This window comes from Rhodanobacter sp. FDAARGOS 1247 (assembly GCF_016889805.1).
In the GTDB taxonomy this organism is placed as follows: domain Bacteria; phylum Pseudomonadota; class Gammaproteobacteria; order Xanthomonadales; family Rhodanobacteraceae; genus Rhodanobacter.
This window is the reverse complement of the sequence record NZ_CP069535.1, coordinates 3,330,091-3,356,135: the sequence shown is the minus strand read 5'-3', so window position 1 is coordinate 3,356,135 and position 26,045 is coordinate 3,330,091. Positions and strand designations below refer to the sequence as shown.

General features: G+C 62.7%; 20 protein-coding genes and 1 tRNA gene. 19 read left to right on the top strand and 2 right to left on the bottom strand.

Translation table 11 applies throughout. The features are described 5' to 3' along the window. Positions 1 to 84 precede the first annotated feature (84 nt). The 6 genes from I6J77_RS15240 to I6J77_RS15215 all read left to right on the top strand — a co-directional run bounded on the left by I6J77_RS15240 (position 85) and on the right by I6J77_RS15215 (position 5,190). Positions 85 to 1,410, top strand: a complete 1,326-nt coding sequence (locus tag I6J77_RS15240; RefSeq protein ID WP_204109663.1) for a C2 family cysteine protease — start codon at positions 85 to 87, stop codon at positions 1,408 to 1,410. A 6-nt stretch (positions 1,411 to 1,416) separates the two neighbouring features. Then, positions 1,417 to 1,665, top strand: a complete 249-nt coding sequence (locus I6J77_RS15235; protein ID WP_204109662.1) for a hypothetical protein — start codon at positions 1,417 to 1,419, stop codon at positions 1,663 to 1,665. Between the two features lie 63 nt (positions 1,666 to 1,728). Further along, entirely contained in the window at positions 1,729 to 2,709 is a 981-nt protein-coding gene (gene dusA, locus I6J77_RS15230) for a tRNA dihydrouridine(20/20a) synthase DusA (protein WP_204109661.1), read from the top strand. Positions 2,710 to 2,791: 82 nt separating this feature from the next. Further along, positions 2,792 to 3,109 (top strand): PepSY domain-containing protein, encoded by a 318-nt coding sequence (locus I6J77_RS15225; protein ID WP_056766642.1) that lies wholly within the window; start codon positions 2,792 to 2,794, stop codon positions 3,107 to 3,109. A gap of 1 nt (position 3,110) precedes the next feature. Next, complete coding sequence (locus I6J77_RS15220; protein WP_056391729.1) at positions 3,111 to 3,803, top strand: response regulator transcription factor; 693 nt, start codon at positions 3,111 to 3,113, stop codon at positions 3,801 to 3,803. Continuing rightward, on the top strand, positions 3,769 to 5,190 hold the full coding sequence (locus I6J77_RS15215) for an ATP-binding protein (protein WP_056718105.1): 1,422 nt from the start codon (positions 3,769 to 3,771) through the stop codon (positions 5,188 to 5,190). The genes I6J77_RS15220 and I6J77_RS15215 overlap by 35 nt, the downstream gene beginning before the upstream one ends. 10 nt (positions 5,191 to 5,200) lie before the next feature. Here the strand turns inward: I6J77_RS15215 and I6J77_RS15210 are convergent, their stop codons facing one another. Both I6J77_RS15210 and I6J77_RS15205 read right to left on the bottom strand, forming a co-directional pair. Then, positions 5,201 to 5,959: a zinc-dependent peptidase gene (locus I6J77_RS15210; RefSeq protein WP_239309036.1), complete on the bottom strand. Its 759-nt coding sequence runs from the start codon at positions 5,957 to 5,959 to the stop codon at positions 5,201 to 5,203. 27 nt (positions 5,960 to 5,986) lie between these two features. Next, positions 5,987 to 6,304, bottom strand: a complete 318-nt coding sequence (locus tag I6J77_RS15205) for a hypothetical protein (protein WP_204109659.1) — start codon at positions 6,302 to 6,304, stop codon at positions 5,987 to 5,989. Positions 6,305 to 6,519: 215 nt separating this feature from the next. Here I6J77_RS15205 and I6J77_RS15200 point away from each other — a divergent pair, with 215 nt between their 5' ends. The 13 genes from I6J77_RS15200 to I6J77_RS17895 all read left to right on the top strand — a co-directional run bounded on the left by I6J77_RS15200 (position 6,520) and on the right by I6J77_RS17895 (position 25,846). Beyond that, positions 6,520 to 7,518 carry a biotin--[acetyl-CoA-carboxylase] ligase gene (locus I6J77_RS15200; protein ID WP_204109658.1) on the top strand — a complete coding sequence of 333 codons (999 nt, stop codon included), beginning with the start codon at positions 6,520 to 6,522 and terminating at the stop codon, positions 7,516 to 7,518. Then, the gene (locus I6J77_RS15195; RefSeq protein WP_204109657.1) at positions 7,515 to 8,258 is read left to right on the top strand and encodes a type III pantothenate kinase; all 744 of its coding nucleotides are present in this window, start codon (positions 7,515 to 7,517) and stop codon (positions 8,256 to 8,258) included. The genes I6J77_RS15200 and I6J77_RS15195 overlap by 4 nt, the downstream gene beginning before the upstream one ends. Before the next feature lie 36 nt (positions 8,259 to 8,294). Further along, on the top strand, positions 8,295 to 8,957 hold the full coding sequence (locus I6J77_RS15190) for an SPOR domain-containing protein (RefSeq protein WP_204109656.1): 663 nt from the start codon (positions 8,295 to 8,297) through the stop codon (positions 8,955 to 8,957). 39 nt (positions 8,958 to 8,996) lie between these two features. Beyond that, positions 8,997 to 9,072, top strand: a tRNA-Thr gene (locus I6J77_RS15185). Positions 9,073 to 9,294: 222 nt separating this feature from the next. Then, the gene (locus I6J77_RS15180; RefSeq protein ID WP_056718099.1) at positions 9,295 to 9,546 is read left to right on the top strand and encodes a hypothetical protein; all 252 of its coding nucleotides are present in this window, start codon (positions 9,295 to 9,297) and stop codon (positions 9,544 to 9,546) included. 171 nt (positions 9,547 to 9,717) lie between these two features. Beyond that, positions 9,718 to 9,954 carry a hypothetical protein gene (locus I6J77_RS15175; RefSeq protein ID WP_056718098.1) on the top strand — a complete coding sequence of 79 codons (237 nt, stop codon included), beginning with the start codon at positions 9,718 to 9,720 and terminating at the stop codon, positions 9,952 to 9,954. A gap of 176 nt (positions 9,955 to 10,130) precedes the next feature. Further along, entirely contained in the window at positions 10,131 to 10,331 is a 201-nt protein-coding gene (locus I6J77_RS15170) for a hypothetical protein (RefSeq protein WP_204109655.1), read from the top strand. Positions 10,332 to 10,506: 175 nt separating this feature from the next. Beyond that, on the top strand, positions 10,507 to 10,965 hold the full coding sequence (locus tag I6J77_RS15165) for a DUF3617 family protein (RefSeq protein ID WP_204109654.1): 459 nt from the start codon (positions 10,507 to 10,509) through the stop codon (positions 10,963 to 10,965). Between the two features lie 285 nt (positions 10,966 to 11,250). After that, complete coding sequence (gene rocF / locus I6J77_RS15160; protein WP_204111512.1) at positions 11,251 to 12,183, top strand: arginase; 933 nt, start codon at positions 11,251 to 11,253, stop codon at positions 12,181 to 12,183. A gap of 517 nt (positions 12,184 to 12,700) precedes the next feature. Further along, positions 12,701 to 14,860 carry a type I secretion system permease/ATPase gene (locus I6J77_RS15155; protein WP_204109653.1) on the top strand — a complete coding sequence of 720 codons (2,160 nt, stop codon included), beginning with the start codon at positions 12,701 to 12,703 and terminating at the stop codon, positions 14,858 to 14,860. Positions 14,861 to 14,863: 3 nt separating this feature from the next. Beyond that, positions 14,864 to 16,285, top strand: coding sequence for an HlyD family type I secretion periplasmic adaptor subunit (locus I6J77_RS15150; protein WP_204109652.1), 1,422 nt, complete (start codon positions 14,864 to 14,866; stop codon positions 16,283 to 16,285). Positions 16,286 to 16,399: 114 nt separating this feature from the next. Further along, the gene (locus tag I6J77_RS15145) at positions 16,400 to 17,218 is read left to right on the top strand and encodes a hypothetical protein (RefSeq protein WP_204109651.1); all 819 of its coding nucleotides are present in this window, start codon (positions 16,400 to 16,402) and stop codon (positions 17,216 to 17,218) included. A gap of 3 nt (positions 17,219 to 17,221) precedes the next feature. Next, positions 17,222 to 25,846 (top strand): putative Ig domain-containing protein, encoded by an 8,625-nt coding sequence (locus I6J77_RS17895; protein ID WP_204109650.1) that lies wholly within the window; start codon positions 17,222 to 17,224, stop codon positions 25,844 to 25,846. The last annotated feature ends 199 nt before the right edge of the window (positions 25,847 to 26,045 follow it).

The window sequence follows — 26,045 nt, the reverse complement described above, 5'->3', positions numbered from 1 at the left end:
TCGTCGGCGCCGAAACCGTCGGCCGCGAAAGACGTCGCATCACGGGCAACCGCGTCGACGGGAGCGCAGGGCCAGAACTGCGCGGTGATCAATCCGTATGCGCTGGCCGACCTGGTTTCCGGCCAGCCGATTCCATGGAATGCCATACCCGACCCCGCCAGCGTGCTGGAGCAGGTGCTGGCCACGCCGTACGAGGAGCTGTTCGATCCCAAGTACGGCGGTCCGCTCTACGTGGGCCTGGCCCTGGACAAGCAGCTCAACCTGGTGCGCGAGCGCTCACCGCTGCTGGATGTGCAGCTGCCCCGAGACGGCAACGACGCCGAGGCGGGCGGGCTGGCCAGCCTCGACCGGTACACGACGCTGGCCGAGATGGCGCGGGTGCCCGAGCTCAAGTCCATCCTCAACTGGCCGATCCTGTGCGGCGACCTGTCACGCTATTCGCGCCTGCGCGTTTCGCTGAGCCTGCCACCGGCCGTGCGCGCGCTGGTGTTGGGTCGCTCCCTGTCGGCGGACATCGTCCGTTCGATCACCTTCGATCCGAAGATCGTGCTCAACGCGATCCAGGGCTGGACGCCACCGGGTGCACATTGGGCCACCTCGGGCGAGTTCTTCCACGAGACCGCCGAGTTCTTCGACCCCGTCCAGGGCGCCGTGGCCAACTGCTATTACATCGCGGCGCTCTCGGCGATCGCCTGGGCAACGCCGTTCCGGATTGCGCACCTGACCCGGGCAACCGGAACCAGCCAGACCCAGTTCAATGACCAGATCAACTTCTGCAAGCCCGACTCGGGCGGTGCGCTGGACAAGTCGATCGAGGTCACCGAGGCGGTGCCGCTGACCGCGTCCGGCTACCCGATCTACTGCCGCTCCAGGGAAGCGGGCGAGTCATGGCCGGCCGTCTACGAGAAGGCCTACGCCAAGCTGAAGACGGGGACCTCCAGCGACATGCCCGACATCACGCAGACAGCCTGGGGCGACTGCGTGTGGGCCACTGCCCAGCTCAATGGCGGCGCGCGCCACTACTACGATACGGCCAGCCGCAGTGCCGACGACCTGTGGCATCTGCTGCGCTCCAACTGCCTGTCGTACCGCACCTTCAATCCGATGACGGCATGGACCTACTCGACCGGCGATGCCGCGCCCGACCACGTGGATTATTCCAGCGCGCACATCGTCGGCTCGCACTGCTACACGGTGCTGGGCTGGGCCTATCGCGACTGCCGGCGCTGGATCGTGCTGCGCAATCCCTGGGGCAGCACCGAGGCGACCAGCAGCGTGCTGGACGCCACGATTTCCATGTACGACGTGAGCTGGTGGCGACCGATCACGCTGAAGGACAACGACGGCGTGTTCGCGATGGAGATCGGGGCGTTCAAGAAATACTTCGCCGGTTTTGGCACGGCACATTGAACGGCCATGCAGGACGATGCCGAGGTGAGGCGCGAGGTACTCGCCTACCTGCGTTCACACCCGCAGGCGGCGGATACCTTGTGCGGCATTGTCAGCTGGTGGCTGCCGCGGCAACGGCTGGAGACCGGCCGCCGGCGCATCGAGCAGGTGCTCGATGAGCTGGTGAGCGCGGGACTGCTGCGCCGCGATCCGTTGCCTGACGGCGAGGCGCTGTACGGCCTGGAACGACGCGCCGGCACTTCGCCCCCGCGCTGACGCCAGGCCGGCGATGTGCCGCGGCGCGCCGGGCTGGCCGTCGCCAGCACGTACACTAGGCGCATGAATGACCCTGCTTTTGCCCTGCCATGGCGCCTCAGCGTGGCGCCGATGATGGACTGGACCGATCGGCACTGCCGCTATTTCCACCGGCTGCTGTCGCCGCGTTCGCGGCTGTATACCGAAATGGTGACCAGCGCGGCGCTGGTCCGTGGCCGCCAGTTGCGCCTGCTGGAGCACAGCCAGCAGGAGCACCCGGTGGCCCTGCAGCTGGGTGGCAGCGATCCGCTGGAGCTGGCGCAGGCCGCCCGCTTCGGCGCCGAGGCGGGTTATGACGAGATCAACCTCAACGTCGGCTGCCCGTCGGACCGGGTGCAGTCCGGCCGCTTCGGCGCCTGCCTGATGTACGAGCCGGCGCTGGTCGCCGATTGCGTCAGGGCGATGCGCGATGCGGTCGGCATTCCGGTCACGGTGAAGTGCCGCATCGGGGTGGACGACCAGGACGACTACGCCGGCCTGCAGCACTTTACCGAACAGATGCTGGGCGCCGGTGTCGAGGTGCTGGTGGTGCATGCGCGCAAGGCCTGGCTGAAAGGCCTGTCGCCGAAGGAAAACCGCGAGGTACCGCCGCTGGACTACGAGCGGGTGTACCGGCTCAAGCGCGAGTTCCCCCAGCTGGTGGTGGTGATCAACGGCGGCATCACCAGCGTGGCGCAGGTGCGCGGACACCTGGCGCAGCTGGACGGGGTGATGCTGGGTCGGGCCGCCTACCACGATCCCTACCTGCTGGCGCAGATCGAGCACGAGCTGCATGGCGAACCGCTGCCCAGCCGCGAGAGCGTGCTGGAGCACCTGCGTCCCTACGTCGAGGCCGAGCTGGCCCGGGGTACCGCGTTGAAGCACATCAGCCGGCACCTGCTCGGCCTGTACCAGGGCGAACCGGGCGCCCGCGCGTTCCGCCGCACGATCAGCGAAGGCGCCCACCTGCCCGGCGCGGGCTGGGAACTGCTGGAGCGGGCTGCGCTGCCGTGTGCGGCGGCGTGACAGGCGTCGTCCATCCGGTCAGTATTCAGCCCTGATTGCCTAGTCTGGGCGTCCAGGCAGCAACCAGACGGGAACTTCGCGCATGACGGGGCACAAAAACTTCATCACCGCTCTGCTGATATCGCTGTGCGTGGGTGCGGCCGGTGTGGCCGCGGCCCAGTCGGCGGCGGTGACGCTGGATCAGGCGGTGGTCAAGGTGCAACAGGATACGGGTGGCAAGATCCTGTCGGCCGAGCAGCGCGGGGTCGGGCGTCGGCAGGAGTACCGGATCAAGGTGCTCACGCCGCAGGGACACGTCAAGGTGGTGGTGGTCTCGTCCGAATCGGGCAAGAATCCCCCATCGGCCCAGTCAATCAAGAATCCGCCCGCCAAGAATGCGGGTCGCAAGGAGAAACGCTGATATGCGCATCCTGTTGGTAGAGGACGAGGCGCCGTTGCGCGAGACGCTGGCGGCACGCCTGAAACGGGACGGGTTCGCCGTCGATGCGGCGCAGGATGGCGAAGAGGGCATCTACCTCGGCCGCGAAGTGCCGTTCGACCTGGCGATCATCGACCTGGGCCTGCCCAAGATGTCCGGCATGGAACTGGTCAAGGCGTTGCGCGAACACGGCCAGCGTTATCCGATCCTGATCCTGACTGCGCGCGGCAGCTGGCAGGACAAGGTCGAGGGGCTCAAGTACGGCGCCGACGATTACCTGGTCAAGCCGTTCCACGTCGAGGAGCTGCTGGCGCGCATCAACGCTCTGGTGCGCCGTGCCAGCGGCTGGTCCAAGCCGATCCTGGCCTGCGGCATGATCAAGCTGGACACCACCGCGCAGACGGTGACGGTGGAAGGCAAGCTGGTCGATCTCACCAGCTACGAATACAAGGTGCTGGAATACCTGATGCTGCACGCGGGCGAGCTGGTCTCCAAGGCCGACCTCACCGAGCACATCTACCAGCAGGATTTCGACCGCGATTCCAACGTGCTCGAAGTGTTCATCGGCCGGTTGCGGCGCAAGCTCGATCCGGAAGGCACCCTCAAACCCATCGAGACGGTACGTGGACGCGGATACCGCTTTGCCATCCCGCGCACCGACGGCGACGACGAATGAGCGTGGGTCGTCGCACGGTCCGCTGTCCCTGGCAGCGCGTGCGGCGATCGCCACCAGTTTCGTGCTGGCCGGCTTCCTCGGCCTGGTCGGGCTGACCCTGACCCAGACCACCAAGGCGCGCGCGCTGCGCGGCCTGCAGGATCGGCTCGAGAATTTCGCGATTGCCTACATCACCAGTACCGACGTCAACCGGTACGGCAAGCTGCTGGAGCCGGAAACCGCGCCGAACCCGAATTTCTCGCGTCCGGGCTCGGGCCTGTATGCGGTGGCCCTGGGCGACAACGGCTACCACTGGGAGTCCTCCTCGGCGATCGGCCGCGACTTCACCTTCCTGAAGCCGCTGGAGCCGGGCCAGAGCGTGTTCGTCGGTCCGATCGATACGCGCATGGGGCGGTTGTACTACTACAGCTACGGCGTGGCGTTCGACACGCTGGACAAGAAATCCGTGCGGCTCACCGTGATGGTGGCCCAGACCGAAGACCAGCTGGAGGGCGAGAACGCGGTGTTCCGCCACACCCTGGTGATCTGGCTGTCGATCCTGGGTGTGATGCTGATCGTGCTGCAGCTGTTGCTGCTGCGCTGGAGCCTCACCCCATTGCGCAAGGTGGCCAGCGACATGAGCCGGGTCGAGCGCGGCGACAGCGAGCAGCTGGACAGCCAGTACCCGCTGGAGCTGACCGGCCTGACCGAGCGCATCAACGCGTTCATCACCAACGAGCGCGAGCAGCGCACGCGCTACCGGCACACCCTGGCCGACCTGGCGCACAGCCTGAAGACGCCGCTGGCGGTGATCCGCTCACAACTGGAATCGGCCAACGGCGAGGACGACGCGGCACGGCGCAACAGCGTGCTCGACCAGGTGCGGCGGATGAACGAGCTGGTCGCCTACCAGCTGTCGCGCGCGGCCACCTCCGGCCGGCAGACCTTCGCCAGCGCGGTGCCGATCGCCGGCCACGCCGAGGATCTGGTGCAAGGCCTGGAGAAGGTCTACGCGGCCAAGAATGTCCTGTGCGAATTCGACATCGAGGACGGTGCGGTGTTCTACGGCGAGCAGGGTGACCTGCTGGAGCTGATGGGCAACCTGCTCGAGAACGCGTTCAAGTGGGCCGGCCATCGCGTGTTGCTGGTGGTCAGGATGCGCCACGAGGCGGGACGGCAGCGCTCGGGCCTGCTGCTCAGCGTGGAAGACGACGGCCCCGGCATCGCCGCGGACAACATCGAGAAAGTGCTGCAGCGTGGCGTGCGTGGCGACGAACGGGTGCAGGGCCACGGCATCGGCCTGTCGATCGTGCAGGACATCATCCATGCCTATCAGGGCGAGCTGGTGGTCGATCGTTCGCCGGAGTTCGGCGGTGCCCGTTTCAGCGTGAGCCTGGCCGCGACCTGAGCGGTCCGGCTCAGCGTTCGCTGCCTTCGGCGGGCGAGCGGCCGTAGTAGGCCTGCAGCAGTTCGGCGATCGCGGGTTCGGCTTCGCGCAGCAGGGCCGGACGCGAGTAGTGCATCTCGCTGACCACGGCGAAATATTCGGCGACGCTTTCGGTGGCGTAGTGATCGATCGGGCTTTCGCAACTGTCCGGCGGCATGGCGACCAGGCGGTCGTAGGCCAGCTGGAATTGCTGGATCCAGCGTCGCCGGGGAATGTCCACCAGCGGCGGCACGCCGTCGGGCGGGCCGTCGAGCATGTCCAGCTTGTGCGCCATTTCATGCACGACGACGTTGTAGCCGTCCCAGGGCTGTTCCAGGTCCAGTTGCACATCGGCCAGCGACAGTACCAGCGGGCCACGTTCCCACGCGTCGCCGGCATGGGCCTCCCCGCCATCGCCGGCGATCCCGATGCGATCGTCGTGGTGATTCCGGCGCACCTTGAACTCGCCCGGATAGATCAGCACTTCGCGCCAGCCACGCAGGCTGCCCGTGCCCTGCTGCAGGGCCGGCAGGCAGGCCTGCATGGCAATCAGCAGGCGCCAATAGTCGTCCAGCACCGCGCCCGCCAGGGCGTGGAATCGCTTGCGTGCCAGGAACAGGGTGGACAGCTGGCGCAGCCTTTGCTGCCGCTCCGGATCAAGTCCGCGGGCCAGCGGGCAGGCACTCAATCCGCGTCGCCACAGCGGATCTGCGATCGGAGCGGGCTCGAAACGCGCCCACAGTGTCTGCAACCAATGTCCCGGCATGACGCCGAGCGCTTACTGGATCGACCCAGGCAGCAGCGATTGCCAGCCCAGATGCGGCCGGCGGGAGGGTGTCGGTGCGGACGATGAGCCGCCGGAACGACCATTGCCGGACGCCGGTTCGGCGTTGTCGCTGCTGCTTACCGGGGGGCAGTCGTGGTTCAGGCCCGCGGCGTCGCCGCCACTGGCGGCATTGCCGTCGTGCGCGGAGGCGCTGTCGACCAGGGTGCGCGAGGAACTGTCCAGGTCCTGGGATTCCATACTCGCCGCACTGGCACCGCCGATCCCGGCAATGCACAAGGCGCAACCAACCAACCAGTGAACGGCACGCATGGCGATCAAACTCCCTGACTCGCAGCGAAGACCCCGGATCGTCTCAGAAACGCTGCGGCCATGCCAGTGCTGTGGACCGCCCGACGGTGGCCGGCCCGCCGGTGGGCCCGTACGGCGGCCCGCCCGGGCTAGAATCCGCCGATGCCAAACCTGTTCCGCCTCCTGCCCCGCGATACCCGTCACTGTCGCATCGCCCTCTTTGCGGGGCCGCGCTGATGCAGCCTGCGCAACTGCTGGCCCTGCTTGCCGCCGGGGAGGCGCTGTCCGGCGAAGCGCTGGCCGTGGCGGCCGGCGTCACCCGTGCGGCGATCTGGAAGCAGGTGGAGGCCTTGCGCCGCCGCGGCGTTCCGGTCGAGGCGCGTGGCGCCGCGGGGTATTGCCTGCCCTGGCCGTTGCAGATGCTGGATGCGGCGCGCATCCGGGCCCTGCTGCCCACGAGCGCCGCGTCGGCACTGACTGCGCTGGAGGTGCACTGGGAACTCGATTCCACCTCCAGCGAACTGCAACGTCGCCTTGCGACGGCAGGGGATTTCAGCGTGGTGCTGGCCGAAACCCAGCACGCCGGTCGCGGCCGGCGTGGCCGCGAATGGCTCTCCCCGCCGGGGATGAACATTTACCTGTCCTGCCTCAAGCGTTTCGACGCGGGTTTTGCCGCGCTCACCGGGTTGTCGCTGGCCGTCGGCGTGATCGCCCTGCGCGCGCTGGAAAAACTCGGCATCGACGGTGCCGGCCTGAAATGGCCCAACGACCTGCTGGTGGCTCCCGGCAAGCGCAACGATGGGCCCGGCGGCAAGCTGGGCGGCATCCTGATCGAGCTCAGCGGCGAATACCAGGGTCCTTGCGCGGCGATCATCGGGATCGGCCTCAACCTGCGACTGACTCCGGCCCTGCGCGAGCAGGCCGGCCAGCCAGTGGCCGATCTGGCCGAACTTGGCGGCGGCATGCCGCCGGATCGCAACCTGCTGGTGGCGACCCTGATCACGGCCCTGGTCGAGGGTTTGCGGGAATTCGAGCGCGACGGTTTCGCCGCGTTCGGGACGGACTATGCGCGATACGACCTGTTGCGCGACCAGCCGCTGCAACTCAGTGGCGCGCTGGAGGCTTTCCGTGGCGTCGGTGCGGGCGTGGACGCCCGCGGTGCGCTGCAGGTTCGCCTCGACGACGGCAGCATCAGGCGGGTCGACAGCGCCGATGTCACGGTGCGTCGCGCATGAGGCTGCTGCTGGACCTGGGCAATACGCGGCTGAAATGGGCGTGGCAGGCTCCATCAGGCGAATGGCTGGCGGAGGGGGCCGTGGACTGGCGCGTGGATGTCGCCGCCACCCTGGCGACGGCGTGGGCGCAGCTGCCCGCGCCGAGCCAGGTGGTAGGCGCCTCGGTGGTCGACGCGTCCCGCGAGGAACAGGTGGCTGCGGTGGTCCGGCGGCTGTCTGGACTTTCCGTGCACTGGATGCGCACGCCAGCGCAGGCCTGCGGCGTGCGCAACGCGTACGCCGAACCGCAACGTCTGGGCGTGGACCGCTTCCTGGTGATGGTGGCGGCGCGCGCGGCGGGTCAGGGGCCGCATGTGCTGGCCAGCGTCGGTACCGCGCTGACGCTGGATGCGCTCGATGCCGAAGGGCGACATCTGGGCGGCCTGATCGCGCCCGGCCCGCAGTTGATGCAGCAATCGCTGTTCGAGGCCACCGCACGAATCAGGCCGGAGCACCCCGGCGCCATCGTCGAGCTGGCCGACAATACCGCCGACGCGGTCGCCTCCGGTTGCTGGCAGGCTGCCGCTGCGCTGGTGGAACGGTTTGCTTCGCGCGCTGCAGCGCGGCTTGGTACCGTACCCGAACTTGTCCTGGGCGGCGGGGACGCACCGATCCTGCTGCCGCTGCTGTCGCTGCCGGCCCGGCTCAGTCAGGATGGCGTGCTGCGCGGCCTGGCGGTCTGGGCTGTGGCGCAACAATGAACCGGGCCGTGTCGGGTTGCCGGTGATGGAGGCTGGATGTTCCTGCGATTGCTGTTCGTACTGCTGACCGCACTCAATATCGCGGTGGGCGCTTGGCTGCTGCTGGGCCAGCCCTATGCCCGGGGCGGCTTGCCGACCGAGCCGGGCGTGACCGAGTTGCGTCTGTTGTCGGAAATGCCCGCCACCACACCAGTGGTGGCCCCGGCCACGGTGTCTGGAGGCGTGCCCAGCCCCCGCAATCTCAGCTACAGCTGCGTGGCGCTGGGCCCGTTCGCGACCCCCCAGGATCTGCGCAATGCGCGCCAGGCGCTGGCCAGCCAGGCGACGCGCATGCGTTCGCGCCAGGAGCAGGCCACCCAGACCAGTGGCTGGTGGGTCTACCTGCCGGCGGCCGGCAGCCGTGCCCAGGCGTTGGCGGTGGCACGACAGCTGTCCGCCCGCAACATCAATGACTACTTCGTGGTCAGCTCCGGCGACCAGCCCAATACCATCTCGCTGGGCCTGTTCAAGGACCCGGCGAATGCCCGCAAGCGTCGCGACGAAGTCACCGCGGCGGGTTTCTCGCCACGCATGACCGAGCGCAGTGAAAGCGTGCCGGAATACTGGCTGGACCTGGTCGTCGCCGATGGTGGCAGCTTCGACTGGCGCAGCCGGGTCTCCGCCAGCGGGATCGCCTCGCACAGCACCGGTTGTTTCTGAACGCGCCGTGCGGCGCAGCCTGCTAGAATCCTGCGCTTCGCCGGCATAGCTCAGTTGGTAGAGCAACTGATTTGTAATCAGTAGGTCACGGGTTCGACTCCTGTTGCCGGCACCAGCACATGCGGACAACAGGGGCGTTCCTTCGGGGTGCCCCTGTTGTTTGTGGGCCTCGCCAAGCCCGGGCCAATCGAGCGTGCGGCAGTTCGCAACCCGCCGCTCCGCCCACCGCATAGCCGGCGGCCTGCCGAATCTTCCACATCGGCTTTACGCGATCATCGCGATTCCTCCACCTGACCTTCTCCACGCTACAGGCTTGAGGAGCATGCGAGGACAGCACATGGGAATGCTTTATGTGGTGCAGGGCTATCACGACGCCAGTGGCGAGATGGTGGCAGACAAGCCGATTCTCCACGGACTGCAGCAACTGGCGCTTAGCCGTGGCGAGCAACTGGCCTGCGAATGTGAAGGCGTCCTCGTCTATGCGCAGAGCGCCGACGTCGATCGGGGCGAGTACTCCGAGCCGGTGATCCTTGCCAGTTACGGCCGCGTTCCCGTTGCGGAGGGGGAAGGGCTGCGTGCGTCCGGGTGACATGGCGATCGGCGCTGTTCCGGCGCGCCGGTGGCGCACACCACCCGTAGGCCGGCGCCGACATCTTCCCCCCGGCAGCTTGCCCACACTGGTCGCCTGCCGGAAGCACATCACCACTGTCGCGGGGGAGACAGTGACTGCGCCGAGCCGGCCTGGCGGGAGGGTGAGGCGATGCGGACTGTGTTGACGATCAGGGAGGCCAGTCATGGCCTGTGGCGTATCTGCAGCGGCGAGGCGGTGCTCTACGACAGGTTGCGTCTGGCGCACGCGATTCGGCTGGCGCGGGGTCTGGCCAGAGAGAAGCACGCCAACTCCGGGCAGCCGGTAAGCGTGGAGATGGCCTGCTCCGAATTCACCATCTCGCTGGTCCATTACGCTCGCCCGAATGCATTGCAGCAGGCGGCCTGATCGACCAGGCGGTCGCGGCGAATCCGACGGACGCGGCAAGTGCCTGGCGTCATGGTTTCAGGCACGTTTCGTGCCAATTTACGGATAGAAATCAGCGTTCTTTCGAATGTGCACGCAGCGTGAAATCTTGCTAGGATCTGGCCTGAGGCTGCACAGGGGCAGTCCAGGACAATCAAATGCAAACGCTGATCGTACATTCCGCCTTCTGGCGTGGAGTGTCGCTGTTTGCAGGGATGCTGATGGGGAAACTCGTGCACGACTCCCGCCACCGGGTTCTGGTGGCGCGTGAGGGTGCAGACCTGGTGTGCTGGTGCTCATCGGCGCGGTCACGTCGCGAAGATGAACTGGCACGCAGCCGCCAGGCCCAGGCAGGCTGATCCGGCCTTCGTTTCCGGTCTGACTGGATTCGAAGGGCGATAACGGGTTGTTCGCCGTGAGCGGCGCGGAGCCGGCTTTGCGCTGGCCGACACACTCGGCGCCATGCGACCACAACGGACACGGCAGCATCCGTTTGTCGTGCTGCGTCTCTTCAATCCTTGCCGGGGAATTCCGATGTCGTCTTTTCCGATGCTGCGGTTCGCTGCCCTTGGCGTGTTCTGCGTGATTGCCCCGACCACGGCGGCCCAGTCCGACTCCGGCAACATGATGAAGATGAGCATCACCATGAAGATGCAGATGGCCGGCCTGGGCGACATGCCGGCCCGCACGGTCAACCAGAATGTATGCACGTCGAAGGATCACGACATGCGCTCGATGCTCCAGCAGCAGAAGGACTGCGTCGTGAGCAACTACCGCCAGCAGGGCAACGTGGTCAGCTATCACGTGGTCTGCGGCGGCAATCCGCCACGGATGACCGGTGACGCGCAATTCGAGCTGCTGCCCGGTGGCGACATCAAGGGCAGCATGCACGCCGACAGCAACATGAACGGTCAAGCCATGGTCATGGACATGACCTATGCCGGTCAGCGCACCGGCAGTTGCGATTACGCCGCGAGCCGGCAGAAGCACTGAGCCAGGTGCCCTGCGCACCACCACCGGGTGGTCGCGCCATCAGCACGGCTGCGGCCTGCGTGACGGCCTGTGCGTCTTCCCGGGCCACCTTCGCGGCCCGGGCTGCGGCGTCAATCAAGCCATTCCGGTAGACTTCGCCGGATAGGTGGAGTCTTTGTCGCCGCGAAAGTCCTGCACGCAGGGATGCCGGCGACACATCCGGGCCGGCTGCTGCAGGTCCGTTCACTCTCCGCCCCACCCACATCAATGGTGCGCGCCCGGACAATGGCGCAGTCGCCCCCAGGCATGCAGGAGCAGGCGAACGTGGACAAGCAGACCGTTTCATTGATTGGCGTGCCGACCGACATCGGCGCCGGCCACCGCGGTGCGGGAATGGGACCCGAAGCCCTGCGCGTGGCCAATCTGGCCAGCCGACTGGAACGTCGCGGACTCAAGGTCATCGATCGCGGCAACCTGCAGGGTCCGCTCAACCCGTGGCTGCCGCCCGAGCAGGGCTATCGTCATCTGGACGAAGTGGTGGCCTGGAATACGGCCGTCCATACGGCTGTTCATCAGGAGCTGCAGGCGGGGCGCGTGCCGATCATGCTCGGCGGCGATCATTGTCTGGCGATCGGTTCGATCTCGGCCGTGGCGCGTCATTGCCATGACGAAGGCAAGCAGTTGCGGGTGCTGTGGCTGGATGCGCACACCGACTTCAATACTGCCGAAGCCACGCCCACCGGCAACATCCACGGCATGCCGGTGGCCTGCCTGTGCGGCACCGGCCCGGCCGAGCTGACCGGTCTGGGCGGAGTCGTGCCGTCGACCACGCCGGACGTGTTTCGCTACATCGGCATCCGCTCGGTCGATGAAGGCGAGAAGCGGCTGGTGCGCGGCGCCAACATGCAGGTCCACGACATGCGGCATATCGACGAAGTGGGCATGAAGCGGGTGATGGAGGAGGCCCTGTCCGGCATGGACGAGAACACCCATCTCCACGTGAGCTTCGACGTCGACTTCCTCGACCCCAGCATCGCGCCCGGCGTCGGCACCACCGTACGCGGTGGACCGGACTACCGCGAGGCGCAGTTGTGCATGGAGATGATCGCCGACACCGGGCGGATGGCGTCGCTGGACATCGTCGAACTGAACCCCGCGTTCGACAAGCGCAACGCCACCGCCAAGCTGGCCGTGGACCTGGTCGAGTCGCTGTTCGGCAAATCCACGCTGATCCGCTGAGCGTGCGCGCAATGCGGTGGTGTTCCAGCCGCTGAAAAGGAGTCAGCGGTGCTCCAGACTCCTGCTGACCGCAAAGTGCTTCATTCGAACGTCGGTGAGGTGGCTTTGCGAAGGCGCGCGCCTCGCATCGCAAGGCTTCCTCTTGCGCCCCCCGATGTCGGGTCCAACGGCCAGCTGCGATGATGCGCTGTACACGGGCATCGCACAAACCAGTCGAGCTTTCCGTCAAAGCCATCATTTGCGTTCTGTCGATATCGTTTGCGGGCAGCATGCCGCGTGATTCCTTGTTGATCGTCGATGTTTTCGTGAACCCCGGCGCATCGATCAAGCCGGGTTACGGTATGATCACGACTTGCTGCGGGCGGTCGATGTGTCGGACTTGGATCAGTGGATCCACTTATCCATGGGGCGGCTGTCTATTCGCGGAAATGGAGTTGCGATGTGAGCTGACCCGCAAGGGCCGGTCTGGTCGCTGTTGGGCAAACTCAAGGAAGGTAGCTCGGGCATGAATGCCGTCATGGATGTACACCGTTCCGATGATGTGTCGCGCTCAGATGGCGACGCCGAGTCGCTCACGGAAGATCTTCATTTGCACGGCCTGGTGCTGCTCGCGCAGTTCCATGGCGTGGCAGCAAATGCTGATCAGTTGCGTCACGAAGCCGGGCGCGGCTCGCAACCTTTTGACGAGATATCCCTGTTGCTGGCCGCAAGGAAGCTGGGCCTGAAGGCCAAGGTGGTTCGCCAGCCGGCAGAACGCCTTGATCGGGTGGCGCTACCGGCACTGGCGCTGCAACAGGATGGCCAGGCGCTAGTCATCGCCAAGGTCGATGACGCCAAGGTGCTTGTTCAGGACCTCGCCCTGCAGCGTTCGGTGATCATGGGCATGGATGAATTTGCCGCTCGCTACGACGGCCGCCTGCTTACGGTGGCATCGCGCGCCTCGATGGTCGCCGAGCTGGCCAAGTTCGATTTCAGCTGGTTCATTCCTGCGGTGGTGAAGTACCGCAAGCTGCTGCTGGAAGTACTGGTGGTGTCGTTCTTCCTGCAGCTGTTTGCGCTGGTCACGCCGCTGTTCTTTCAGGTGGTGATGGACAAGGTGCTGGTGCACCACGCCATGACCACGCTCACCGTCATCACCATCGGACTGGTGGTGATCACGCTGTTCAACGTGGTGCTGGCCGGGCTGCGCACCTATGTGTTCGCGCACACTACCAGTCGCATCGACGTGGAGCTGGGCGCGCGATTGTTCCGGCACATCCTGGCGTTGCCGCTGGCCTACTTCGAGTCGCGTCGCGTCGGCGACACCATCGCCCGCGTGCGCGAGCTGGAAAACATCCGCAACTTCCTCACCGGACAGACGCTGACCTCGGTGCTGGACCTGCTATTCACCTTCGTATTCCTGGCCGTGATGTTCTTCTACAGCGGCTGGCTGACGCTGATCGTGGTGATCTCGCTGCCGCTGTACGCGATCTGGTCGGCGGCGATCACGCCGACCTTGCGCGCGCGCTTGAACGAGAAGTTCGTGCGCGGCGCCGACAACCAGTCGTTCCTGGTCGAGACCATCTCGGGCATCGGTACGGTCAAGGCGCTGGCGGTGGATCCGCGCATGGTGCGCACCTGGGACAACCAGCTGGCCGGCTACGTCAGCGCCGGATTTCGCGTGACGTACCTGGCCAATATCGGCCAGCAGGGCATCCAGTTGCTGCAGAAGCTGGTCGGCGTGGCGGTGCTGTACTGGGGCGCGCAGATGGTGATCGACGGCACGCTGTCGGTCGGTCAACTGATCGCCTTCACCATGCTGTCCGGCCAGGTCTCCACGCCGATCGTGCGGCTGGCCCAGTTGTGGCAGGACTTCCAGCAGGTCGGCATCTCAATGGAGCGTATGGGCGACGTACTCAACACCCGCACGGAAGCGGGCGGCAGCCGCATGGCGCTGCCGCCGATCGAGGGGCGCATCACGTTCGAGAACCTGAGTTTTCGCTATCGCCCCGATACCGCCGAAGTGCTGGCGGGGATCAACCTCGACATCCCGCCGGGCGAAGTGGTCGGCATCGTTGGCCGTTCCGGTTCGGGCAAGAGCACGCTGACCAAGCTGATCCAGCGCCTGTACGTGCCCGAACGCGGCCGCATCCTGGTCGATGGTACGGATCTGTCGCTGGCCGATCCCGCGTGGTTGCGGCGCCAGCTTGGCGTGGTGCTGCAGGAGAACTTCCTGTTCAACCGCAGCGTGCGGGAAAACATCGCGTTGATAGATCCCGGCATGCCGCTGGAGCGGGTGATCCACGCCGCGCAGCTGGCTGGTGCGCACGAGTTCATCGTGGAACTTCCGCAGGGTTACGACACGATCGTCGGCGAGCACGGCGCCGGCCTGTCCGGCGGCCAGCGCCAACGCGTGGCGATTGCCCGCGCGCTGGTCGCCGATCCGCGCATCCTGATCTTCGACGAGGCGACCAGCGCGCTCGACTACGAGTCCGAGCGCGCCGTGATGGCCAACATGCGAGCCATCTGCCAAGGCCGTACCGTGTTGATCATTGCCCACCGTCTTTCCACCGTGCGGCACGCCGACCGCATCGTCGTGGTCGACAAGGGGCGCATCGTGGAAACCGGTGCGCCCGACGAGTTGCTGAAGCGCCCGGATGGACACTTCGCCCATCTCTCCCAACTGCAGCAGGGCTGAGCCATGACGCATCGACTGGCTGCCATCGGTGACGTGCTGCGACGCTACATGCAGGTTTTTCATGCGGCCTGGGCGGAACGCCGCGCGCTGGAACCGATCCCGCGCACGCACGACGAGCTGGCGTTCCTGCCGGCCCATCTGGAACTCACCGAGACCCCGCTGTCGCCGGCACCGCGCGCCAGCTTGTGGATCATCATGGGTCTGTTCTGCGTGGCCTTGCTGTGGGCCTGCTTCGGCAAGCTCGACGTGGTCGCCGTCGCCCCGGGACACACCGTCACCAGCAGCCGCACCAAGATCGTCCAGCCGGCCGAGACCGCCGTGGTGCGACGCATCCTGGTGCACGATGGTCAGGCCGTGAAGCAGGGCGATCTGCTGATCGAGCTGGACGCTACCGCCACCACGGCCGACAGCCAGAAGGCCGCGGAGGCCCTGATCAGCGCCCGGCTTGCCGCCGCACGGTCCGCCGCCCTGGTGCGGGCCATCGACGATGCCACCCCGCCAGCGGTGAAGCACGACGGCGATCTGCCTGCGGATCGTTTTGAAGCCACCCAACGCCTCGCACTCAGCGAGTACGCCGCCTTTGCCGCCAAGAAGCAGAGCTTGGAAGCGATGGTGGCGCAGAAGCAGGCCGAGTTGCGCACGGTCGAATCGGCCATCGTCCCGCTGCAGCAGTACCTGGCCATCTCGCGCACCCGCGTGGCGGACTACGAGAAGCTGCTGGACAAGAGCTATATCCCGCGACAGGACTACCTGCAGCGCAAGCAGGAACGCATCAATGCCGAGCGTGACCTCGCCGGCCAGCAAAGCCGCCGTGCGGAGCTGCGCTCAGCCATCATCGGTGCCAGGGAGGAGCTGTCAGTCACTGTCACTGACACCCGCCGCCAGCTGCTCGACGAACTGCGACAGGCCCGCGAACAGATCCAGCAATTCGAACCGGAAGTGGCCCGCACCACCCAACGCAATGCGCTCATGCAATTGCGCGCCCCCGTGACCGGCACCGTGCAGCAGCTGGCGGTGCATACCATTGGCGGTGTGGTCACGCCGGCCCAGCCGCTGCTTTCCGTCGTACCCGAAAACGAATCATTGGAAGTGGAAGCCACCGTGCTCAACCAAGACATCGGCTTCGTGCGCCCCGGTCAGCGCGCCACGATCAAGGTCGAGAGCTTTCCGTATACGCGCTACGGCTATGTCGAGGGTGTCGTGGAGAGTGTTTCGCACGATGCGATCCAGGACGAAAAACTCGGGCTAATCTACCAGGCTCGGGTGAAGATGAAGAAGACCGAGTTGCTGGTCGACGGCGTCAAAGTGCGCCTGACCTCGGGCATGGCGCTGACGGCGGAAATCAGGACGGGGAAACGGCGGGTGATCGAGTACATCCTTGATCCGCTACGCAAAGGTGTGGATGACTCGATGCGGGAGCGATGAAATCAAAAAACTTGACAGAAACGATCGAAATTTCGACTCCTGAAAAATTGGAGGTTTGATTATGAATCTCATCGTGTCTCTGATTTCACCCGCCGTGCTCATACGGCCCGGTATATGCAACAAGCGCGCTGCGGTGGTGAACAGGCCTATGAAACGGTAATGGGTGCTACCAGTTCGACTGGGCCTTCTCGTCCTTCACACCGAAGCACAGGACGAAAAAACAAGCTCAAATTTAGCTCGAAGTTTAGGATGGTGAGCCTGGATTCGATCTTCTCCAAATTAGCAAAGGTCGGCTTTTATGCCGAAAATGTTGACAAAATTTATCAGACGAATGGATCGAATTTCATGCGGAAGATAAGCCTAATTACACTGACGTTGCTCTATGCACTATGTCTCGGATGCGGCCGCACTGAGAGAGTACCTGCCCCGGATGTAAGGACCAATCCCGCGCCGCACGAGCGGCAGCGATTAGATATTTCGATAACGGGTCAAAGCGCCGTGATCGAAGGTATGCGTGGAAGATTGCAATATAACATTGCTGATGATTCATGCTTGCCGGTGGATTACGGAATGGCGCTGGGTGGTATGAAGCCAATTTTCACGATGGACCCCACATTAAAAGTGGCTATCACAGGACATGGTGGGTATGAAGGATTCGTTTACAGGGATATGTACGAGCCGTCGAACTACTACGGAATGGGCGTGTGTCGATGGGAACTCACCGCCATCAATATATATATTGTACGAAAAGACGGTAGAAAACAGTCATTTATGCTGAATGGCATTGACCTGAAGTATGGGGCGCAGAGTTATGTAACCTGCCCGAGTGGATCGCCCGGGCAATACTCGCTTAACTGCGCATTTAGTAGGTCTTACCCCATAGAAATACCAGGCGATTTCTACACACTATCCATAAATTCAGGGAGGGACTAACCCATGGCAATCTCAACGGATGATTATGCTCGAATGGCAGCGGATTCATATAAGAGTTGGCCAGACGGCCATGCGGTGGATGGCACCGACTTCGAGGTCTACAAGACGCTGCAAAACACTACGTCGGGTTACTACGGCGCCATATATAGAAATAAAATTACGGGCGAGCTCGTTGTCGCCCATCGTGGCACTGAATTTGATGACAATGGCACCGGGACCGATATATTGCGGGATCTTGTGGAGGCCGATGGTCAGATGGCCTTACAGCGCATCAATCAGCAGATTGATGACGCGAGACACTTGGTTGAAATAGCTCTTGATTTGGCAAAGCATTCGAGTCCAAGTGGTGGGCCGGTGTCGGTGACGGTTACAGGGCACTCTCTTGGCGGTTCGCTGGCCCAAGTAACGGCGTTTGAATATGGCCTCTATGGGGAAACGTTTAATGCCTACGGTGCTGCGGGGCAGTATGGCACCCCTGCCGGTGGATCGCAGGTAATTAATTATGTGAGAGCGACCGATTTGGTTGCCGCGGCGGGTCAGCAATTCGGCGAGGTCAGGATCTACGCAACGGCGACTGATCGCCAGCTATTGCTTATGCCGGAATTCAAGTTGGAACACGTGATCACGGATCTTGGGCCTAGCGTTACGCATGCTATCGCGCAATTTATTGGTGGAACGGATGGTTATCTTCTTACGCCTGAAAATAGTGAACGATATGTTGGTGATCGGGCGATATATGATTCATACAGGGCGACAATTTTCTCCACAGCGAAGCATTTACCTATTTATCTTACAGCTATGGGGCTTGGTCTGGAGTTGTCAGTCGCTGAGACGTTTTTATACTCGAGCTACCTTTACAATAAAGTAGTCAACGTTACACTTGAGAGCGAAGGTCCGGACAATATTACGGGAACGGATGACCGAAATTATATTAAAGGTGGGTTGGGTAACGATATTTTGACGGGTGGGGAACAGAACGACCTGATTTTTGGTGACAGAAATGAGGATACGCTCCGCGGTAGCGGCGGCTCGGATGCACTGTATGGCGGCGACGATAACGACTATCTCGATGGCGGTGCTGGCAGCGATCAGTTGGAAGGGGGTGATGGATTCGATCGCTACAATTTTTCGCTCGACGATTTGGCCGCGACTCCCGGAAGCGTTGATACTATCTACGATAGTGATAGAAGTGGTCAGATCGAGATCAATAATAACCAGTTTTCCGTAGGCGACAGGCTTTCAGTGGAAACTTGGCGTTCAATGGATGGGAAATTTCTAGTATCGGCCGATCTTTCACTGCCGTCTCAGAGTCTTTCCATCAAAAATGTGACAACGGGAAACGTCATTCTTGTAAAGGATTGGAGTAACGGCGACCTGGGTATCACGCTGAGTGGGCAAATACCCACGCCTCAGACAAATTCACTCAGTGACCAAGATGATTTGTTTGGAAATGCAGGAATGAATGGAGGTAACGACCTGTATGCGGGCCTCGCAGGGGATGACGGTCTGCACGGGGGCGCCGGCGATGACACGTTGGATGGCGGTGCTGGGTCGGATCTCCTTTTTGGCGGAACCGGCAATGACCATCTCGCAGGTGGAGACGGCAACGATTTCATCATCGATGGCTCCGAACTCACGGATATGGAGGACTGGAGCGATGAGGTGGATGGTAGCGGGAAAAGCCAGCGCCAGCGCGTTGAAGAAGACATCATGCAGCTGGGTTCGGTGGTTCTCGCTCAGGGAAAAGGCTGGTATGTCCGAAAGGAACCTGACACAGCCGGTGGCGCGGATAGCGTTGTCATTGTTACCGCCAAACAGACAGCATTTCTGGATCCCAATGTGGCCGCAAGCGGCGATGACATCATCGATGGGGGGATGGGGGATGACACCATCCTCGCAGGTGAAGGCAGGGACACAATCCAGGGTGGGGCGGGTGGAGATGAGCTTGTTGGGGGAGCGGATGATGACGTCATTTACGGTGGCGCCGACGATGACATGATCAATGGTGATACGCCGTCGCATTGGATACCTGGCATTGATCTCACGGCACAGATTTCAAGTAGCGCCAATCCCTGCGGTAATGACTTGATCGATGCGGGCTCAGGCAATGACCAGGTCTGGGGAGGTGGCGGAAACGACATCGTTTACGGTGGTGACGGAGATGATCGGCTTTCTGGGCGTGGTGAGGTTTCACCTGTCCAGCAAGGGGATACGGATGCCGACTACATCGACGGCGGGATTGGCAACGATGCCATCTACGGTGACGACGGTGACGATACCTTGTTCGGCGGGGATGGGAACGACCAGATACGTGGCGACAATGGGCTCGCAAACGCCCGGTTCGGTAACGATATATTGGACGGCGGCATAGGTGACGACCTGCTGATGGGCGATGGCGGCAACGACGTTCTCTATGGCAGAGACGGCGCCGATACCCTGAACGGTGATAGCGCCGACATCGCTGGCAGCCTGCATGGCAAAGATATCCTCGATGGCGGCGCGGGCAACGATAAGTTGTACGGCTTCGGCAATGGGGACGTGCTCTATGGCGGGGATGGTGATGATCTGCTAGTTGGCGATGCAGACGAGTCGCAGCTAGCCGCCACCTATCACGGGAACGATTTCCTGTTCGGTGGTGCAGGAAACGATGAACTTCAGGGTAATGGCGGAAACGATGTGCTGGATGGCGGTGTCGGTGACGACAAGCTGTTTGGCGGGGTCGGAGACGATGTGCTTGACGGCGGCGCCGACGAGGATGAACTGAACGGTGAAGATGGCAACGATCGGCTGAATGGCGGGGTCGCCAACGACAAACTTTGGGGTGGGGCCGGTAACGATGCACTGATTGGCGGCGTCGGCGACGACACCCTCGATGGTGGCGCGGGCAACGATTCACTTTCCGGCGGGGATGGTGTCGACTTGCTTGCCGGTAACGACGGCGACGACGTACTTGATGGCGGTGACGGCAACGACACGATCTATGGGCAGGGAGGAAACGACACCCTTAATGGCGGGGCCGGCAACGACATTTTGCTGGGCGGGGACTTGGTCAAGACCTTGACAGGCGATGACATCGTCTACGGCGGTGCCGGCGACGACGACCTGACCGGTGGAGGCGGGAATGACGAGCTCATCGGTGGTGTCGGCAACGATACCTACCATTTCGAAAGCGGTTTCGGCGTTGACCGCATCTTGCAAGTCGCCGGTGAAGATGCAGGGCAGGACGCAATCTCGTTCGGCTCAAGTATTCAAGCCACTGCTCTCGGCTATTCGTTGGATGGAGACAACCTGGTCATCCATAACTCTGCTACTGGAGACGTATTGACCGTTCGCGGCTACTTCGGTCCCGATGCTTCCATAAGCATCCACTTCAGCGACGGTGGGGTAACGACCAAGTCTGATCTGGAACAGCTTTTGGGGCTCACGACACCTCCAATTGTCGGCAGCGGTGTTGACCCAGTCAGTGGCACCGATGGCACCGATCGCATCTATGGCAATGACGACGACAACACGATCTATGGTCTGTTGGGAGACGACTACATCAATGGTGGTGCTGGCGACGACAAGATATACGGCGGTCCGGGCAACGATACCCTTGAAGGTGGTGCGGGGAATGACACGTACTACATTGGCGATGATGCTCTGGAAACGATTGTAGGGCTGGGCGACAGCGATGCCGGCAGTGACACGATTGTTTGCGATTTCCTTGGCAGCGAGGTCAATAACTACCAGATCAGTGGAAATGATCTCTACATACATAGAGGTTTGGCATATCCAGAAACCCTTTTACTCAAAGGCTTTCTCGCGGAGGCGAACGGCACTCACGTCATCCAGTTCTCGGACGGATCACAGCTGACAGCAGGTAATTTTCGTATCAGCCCCGGCGATTGGACCGGCACGTCTGGAGATGACATCTTCCAAGGGGATTCTGCCGATAATGTTCTGAATGGTGGGGTCGGTAAGGACACGATTTCAGGCGGTGCCGGAAATGACAGGATCAGTACCAGCGATGCGTGGTACGGCAGCTACGACTCTGATGTACTCAGAGGAGAGGCGGGTAACGACGTCTTGTCGGATGTTGATGGCACGATGTACGGCGGCACGGGAAATGATACCTACAACGTGATCGGTGACGACTATCGGCTCTGGTACAACCTTCCCGCCACGATCATCGAGAATCCCGATGAGGGCCAGGATACGCTGTACACCAACGCATACGATGTCAAGCTTCCAGACAATGTGGAAAATCTCGTTGCCAAGCCATCGCCTTGGCTTCAGAGGGGCTACGGCGACAGCGTCGACCCGCGCGACCTCGTCGGCAACGACTTGGACAACGTCATTACGGTCGATATGTCATCGAGCAACATTCACTCTGACATCGTTTACAGGCTGGATGGTGGTGCAGGCGCGGATACGCTGAACGGCAGCAGATACAACGATATCTACGTCGTGGACAATCCAAACGACGTGATCGTCGAGCCGAGTACTGGCGATGACCAGTCCTTCGACATTGTTCAGGCAAAGTATTCCTACCACCTCGACTCGGTCAGCAACATTGAGGAAGTTCAGCTGCTGGGCAGCGAGGATATTTCGGCGTGGGGTACGGATGCCGCAGATGTTCTCGACGGGAACACTTCCAGTGGCATGAATGTTTTGTATGGCGGCGCGGGGGACGACCAGTACGTGCTCGGGGTTTTGGAGGGAGACACCGTTGTCGAGGATGCGGCCGGTGGCAACGACACGGTCACGCTGTCGCTATCCATGCTCGGCGTCCCAGGCACCCCGACATCGTTCTTTGTGAGCGACTACGCGAACGTAGAAAATCTGACCTTAAGCGATACCCTGTTTAGCCTTACAGGTTCGGCTGGCGGCGGAAACCTGAACGGTAATGCCTATGACAATATCCTGACCGGAAACGGTTACGCCAACGTGATCCACGGCGGCGACGGCAATGACACCGTGTCCGGCGGACATCATGGCACCAGCTCCAGCCTGTTCGGTTCCGATCAGCCTGACGAACTCTACGGCGATGCGGGCGACGATACGCTTGACGCGAGTTGGGGTGGTGGATATCTCTACGGAGGCGCTGGCAACGACACGTTGAAGGGTGGCGCTAACAGCAATCTGTACGGTGGCTTGGGGAACGACTCACTGCAAGGCGGGCAAGGTGCTGACACCTTCCACTACGATGCGGGAGACGGCACCGACACCATTGATTCTGAGCCCAGTGCAGCACTGGACCAGATAATATTCGGCGCCAACGTGAGCACGAACGACGTGACATTCAGTCGCGACGGCACGACGCTTATTGTGCAGGTGGGCCTGGACTCTGCCAATCAGCTGCACGTGAACAACTATTGGGCGGATGTATCCGATAGCGCTGAGCTTACGGGGTCGATCGACCAGTTCGTCTTCGCGGACGGCACAGTGCGCAGGGGCGGCCTTGACCATCTGCCGTATACCAACAATCCACCGGTGGTGCATTCCAGTCTAGAGATCGAGGGCTTCGCGACACAAACCCTGACGTACCAGCTACCTAACGGCGTCTTCACCGATGCGTTGGATGACACGTTGACCTATGGTCTGGAGAGTAATGCGCCAAGCTGGTTGTCCGTTGACCCAACGACGGGTTCGCTGCAAGGGATAGTGCCCAACGGTGGTCTGGATACGGGGTTCTATCTGACCGCGACTGACACTTGGGGCCAAAGCGCCAAAGCCTGGGTGCATCTGACCGCTCGCAACCTGATCAGCGGCACCGACCAGGCGGATACCCTGACGGGTACTTCGGCAAAGGATGATATCCACGCTGGCGCTGGCGACGATTTGATCGCTGGTGGTGCAGGCGACCGTCTCTATGGTGGTACGGACAACGATACGTACGTGGTGTCGGACAGCTCAATCCAGATCATTGAGAATGCAGGGGAAGGCACGGACACGGTCGAGTCCTCTTCTGACTACGTGCTCGGTGATGGTGTCGAGAACCTGATTCTGATGACAGGTACGTCAGCCAATGCGGGTACAGGTAACGCCCTCGACAATGTCATCACCGGCAACGAGCAGAACAATGAGTTGGATGGCGGCTCCGGTGCGGATCGTCTGTTGGGCGGTGTGGGTGACGACATGTATATCGTTGACCGGACCGACGACGTGGCCATCGAGCTGGCCGGGGAAGGCACCGATACTGTCCGCTCGCTCATCGACTGGACTCTCGGCGACAATTTCGAGCGGCTGGAACTTGTCGGCCCGGGTGATCTATCTGGTGCCGGCAATGCGTTGGACAACGACTTGATCGGCGGCAGTGGCGACAACTACCTGGCTGGTGGCGGTGGAGTCGATCGGTTGTACGGTGGCCAGGGTGATGACTATCTGGTTCTGGAAACCTCGGGCGACCAGGCCTTTGAGAATCAGGGTGATGGCAACGACACTGTCGAGCGCCATTTTGAGACCAACTTGACGCTGGCCGACAACGTCGAGAACTTGGTCTTGGTTGGTGGCGCCTTGACCGGCAACGGTAACAATCTGAGCAACACCATTGCCGGCAGCAGTATGAACAACTCGCTGTCAGGCTATGCGGGTGACGATACCCTTGAGGGTCAAGCGGGTGATGACTCCATATTCGGTGGTGCGGGTGCGGATCTGTTGTCTGGTGGCGACGGTGCCGATTATCTCGATGGCGGCGATGCCGAAGATCGTCTGCAGGGTGGGCTTGGTAACGACACTCTGATTGGTGGCGCGGGCAACGACCTACTCGAAGGTGGTGCGGGTGATGACTACTATGTTTTTGCTGGCGGCTCCGGCAGCGACGTAGTCGACAATGCTGGTGGCGGCAACGATGGCATTTTCTTCCAAGGCGGCATTGATGCCAGCCGATTGACCTTCGCACGCGACGGGAACGATCTGGTGATCTTCGTTGACGGCGCTGTCGCACCCACGGTACGCGTCGCTGACCATTTCCTTGGTGGCGATGCGGCGATTGCATACGTTCAGCCCGATGGAGGAAATTCGTTCAGTGCAGCGCAAATCGCCCAGATGATCGCATCGGGCGAGGGTGGCGGCCCCCTGTACGACCAGACCGTGGAGGGCACCGCCGCCGCCGAGCAACTTGTTGGCGGTGCCGGCAAGGATCTAGTCAAAGGCCTGGCCGGCGACGATCAGTTGTTCGGCCTGGCCGGTGACGACACGCTGCAGGGTGGCGACGGCGACGACTACCTGGCCGGTGGTGACGGCAGCAGCACCGGCTCGGGCGCCGATCGGCTGGAGGGCGGTGTGGGCAATGACACCTTGAACGGCGAGGACGGCATCAACGTTCTGCTCGGCGGCGCGGGCGACGACAGCTACGTCTATGGCGGTGGCCAGGACACGATCGACAACACCGGTGGCGGCTTCGATGGCGTGTTCTTCAACGACGGTATCACCGCCTCGCAGCTCGGCTTCAGCCGTGACGGCGACGATCTGCTGATCACGGTGGACGGCGACGCAGACAGCACGCTGCGCGTTACCAACCACTTCCTGGGTGGCGATGCCGCCATCGACTACGTGCAGCCGGCCAGCGGGTCCATGTTGAACACGGCAGCCATCAACGCACTCGTCGGCAGTGGCAGTGGTGGCGACGGTGGCGGTGGCGACACTGGCGGCGATACCGGCAACCCGACACAGCCGGGTAATGACGGCGACTACACCAACACCGTCGATGGCACCTCGGCCGGCGAGCAGCTGCTAGGCAGCAACGGGCGGGATCTCATTCATGGCCTGGGCGGCAACGACACGATCTTCGGCTTCGGCGGTGACGACAAGTTCGACGGCGGTGACGGCGATGACTACTTGTCCGGCGGCAATGGCTCGTTCAGCGGCTCGGGCAAGGACATCCTGATCGGCGGTGCCGGTGTCGACACCCTGGTCGGCGAAGATGGCGAGGATTTGCTCTTTGGCGGTGCCGGCAACGACAAGTACATCTGGCAGGTTGGCTCCGGCAGCGATGTGATCGACAACACCGGCGGCGGCACGGACTGGTTGTTCTTCAACGGCATCGACCGCACCCGGCTGAGCTTCCATCGCAGCGGGGATGATCTGATCATCCTAGTGGACGGTGACGTGACCCAGCAGGTTCAGGTGAAGAACCATTTCCAAGGTGGCGATTTGGCCATCAGCTACGTGCAGCCCAGTGATGGTTACGCGATTCCGGCCGCGGACTTTGCCGATTTGCTGACCCCGTTGCCTGCCGGGCTCGCAACGGCCGTAGCCCCGGTGTCTCTCGTGGCGGACGAATCGGTTGCCGCGGTCGAAACTGTGCATGGGCTGCCGGCGACGGGCTCGCGCCCGGGCCGGTTTCTCGAAGATGGAGGCCATGGCCATCTGGCTGCTGGAGGCCGGAGGTGGTCGGCCGGCTACCTCACGATCGACGACGAGCCGAATGTCGCATCGATCAGACAGCATGGCGCGGCCTTTGGGCATGGCATAGGCATTAGCCGCCAGACGCAGCAGCTGATCGAAGCGATGTCCCGCTTCCATCCGGCTTCGGGCGAAGCATCGCCAGTGCACCAAGACCTGGCCTGGGAGCATCCGGCGGTTATCGCGGGCCACGATGCACTGCACCGGTTCAATTCAGAGCGCGCTGCCGCCATGCTGTAGCACGATCGGCGCGGGCTTCGATCGCGACGGAATGTCTCCGTCGCGGTTGAAGCTGTTTGGTCGTAGTTTGCAAAGCGGGAGCTGAAGGTCAGGTCTTGTCTTGCCATGTCGCCCGACATGACAACCTCCCATGTGCGGTGAGACGCCTTGCGGCGCATGCCAATGGGGGAAGTGCTATGGAGGCCATAGAGGAGGTTCG

Excerpts from the sequence above, each read along its gene's own strand:
- dusA (WP_204109661.1), top strand. The coding sequence starts at position 1,729 with ATGAATGACCCTGCTTTTGCCCTGCCATGGCGCCTCAGCGTGGCGCCG.
- I6J77_RS15180 (WP_056718099.1), top strand. The coding sequence starts at position 9,295 with ATGGGAATGCTTTATGTGGTGCAGGGCTATCACGACGCCAGTGGCGAG.
- I6J77_RS15170 (WP_204109655.1), top strand. The coding sequence starts at position 10,131 with ATGCAAACGCTGATCGTACATTCCGCCTTCTGGCGTGGAGTGTCGCTG.
- I6J77_RS15145 (WP_204109651.1), top strand. The coding sequence starts at position 16,400 with ATGCAACAAGCGCGCTGCGGTGGTGAACAGGCCTATGAAACGGTAATG.
- I6J77_RS15150 (WP_204109652.1), top strand. The coding sequence starts at position 14,864 with ATGACGCATCGACTGGCTGCCATCGGTGACGTGCTGCGACGCTACATG.
- rocF (WP_204111512.1), top strand. The coding sequence starts at position 11,251 with ATGCAGGAGCAGGCGAACGTGGACAAGCAGACCGTTTCATTGATTGGC.
- I6J77_RS15195 (WP_204109657.1), top strand. The coding sequence starts at position 7,515 with ATGAGGCTGCTGCTGGACCTGGGCAATACGCGGCTGAAATGGGCGTGG.
- I6J77_RS15165 (WP_204109654.1), top strand. The coding sequence starts at position 10,507 with ATGTCGTCTTTTCCGATGCTGCGGTTCGCTGCCCTTGGCGTGTTCTGC.
- I6J77_RS15225 (WP_056766642.1), top strand. The coding sequence starts at position 2,792 with ATGACGGGGCACAAAAACTTCATCACCGCTCTGCTGATATCGCTGTGC.
- I6J77_RS17895 (WP_204109650.1), top strand. The coding sequence starts at position 17,222 with ATGGCAATCTCAACGGATGATTATGCTCGAATGGCAGCGGATTCATAT.
- I6J77_RS15175 (WP_056718098.1), top strand. The coding sequence starts at position 9,718 with ATGCGGACTGTGTTGACGATCAGGGAGGCCAGTCATGGCCTGTGGCGT.
- I6J77_RS15200 (WP_204109658.1), top strand. The coding sequence starts at position 6,520 with ATGCAGCCTGCGCAACTGCTGGCCCTGCTTGCCGCCGGGGAGGCGCTG.
- I6J77_RS15190 (WP_204109656.1), top strand. The coding sequence starts at position 8,295 with ATGTTCCTGCGATTGCTGTTCGTACTGCTGACCGCACTCAATATCGCG.
- I6J77_RS15235 (WP_204109662.1), top strand. The coding sequence starts at position 1,417 with ATGCAGGACGATGCCGAGGTGAGGCGCGAGGTACTCGCCTACCTGCGT.
- I6J77_RS15155 (WP_204109653.1), top strand. The coding sequence starts at position 12,701 with ATGGATGTACACCGTTCCGATGATGTGTCGCGCTCAGATGGCGACGCC.
- I6J77_RS15205 (WP_204109659.1), bottom strand. The coding sequence starts at position 6,304 with ATGCGTGCCGTTCACTGGTTGGTTGGTTGCGCCTTGTGCATTGCCGGG.
- I6J77_RS15220 (WP_056391729.1), top strand. The coding sequence starts at position 3,111 with ATGCGCATCCTGTTGGTAGAGGACGAGGCGCCGTTGCGCGAGACGCTG.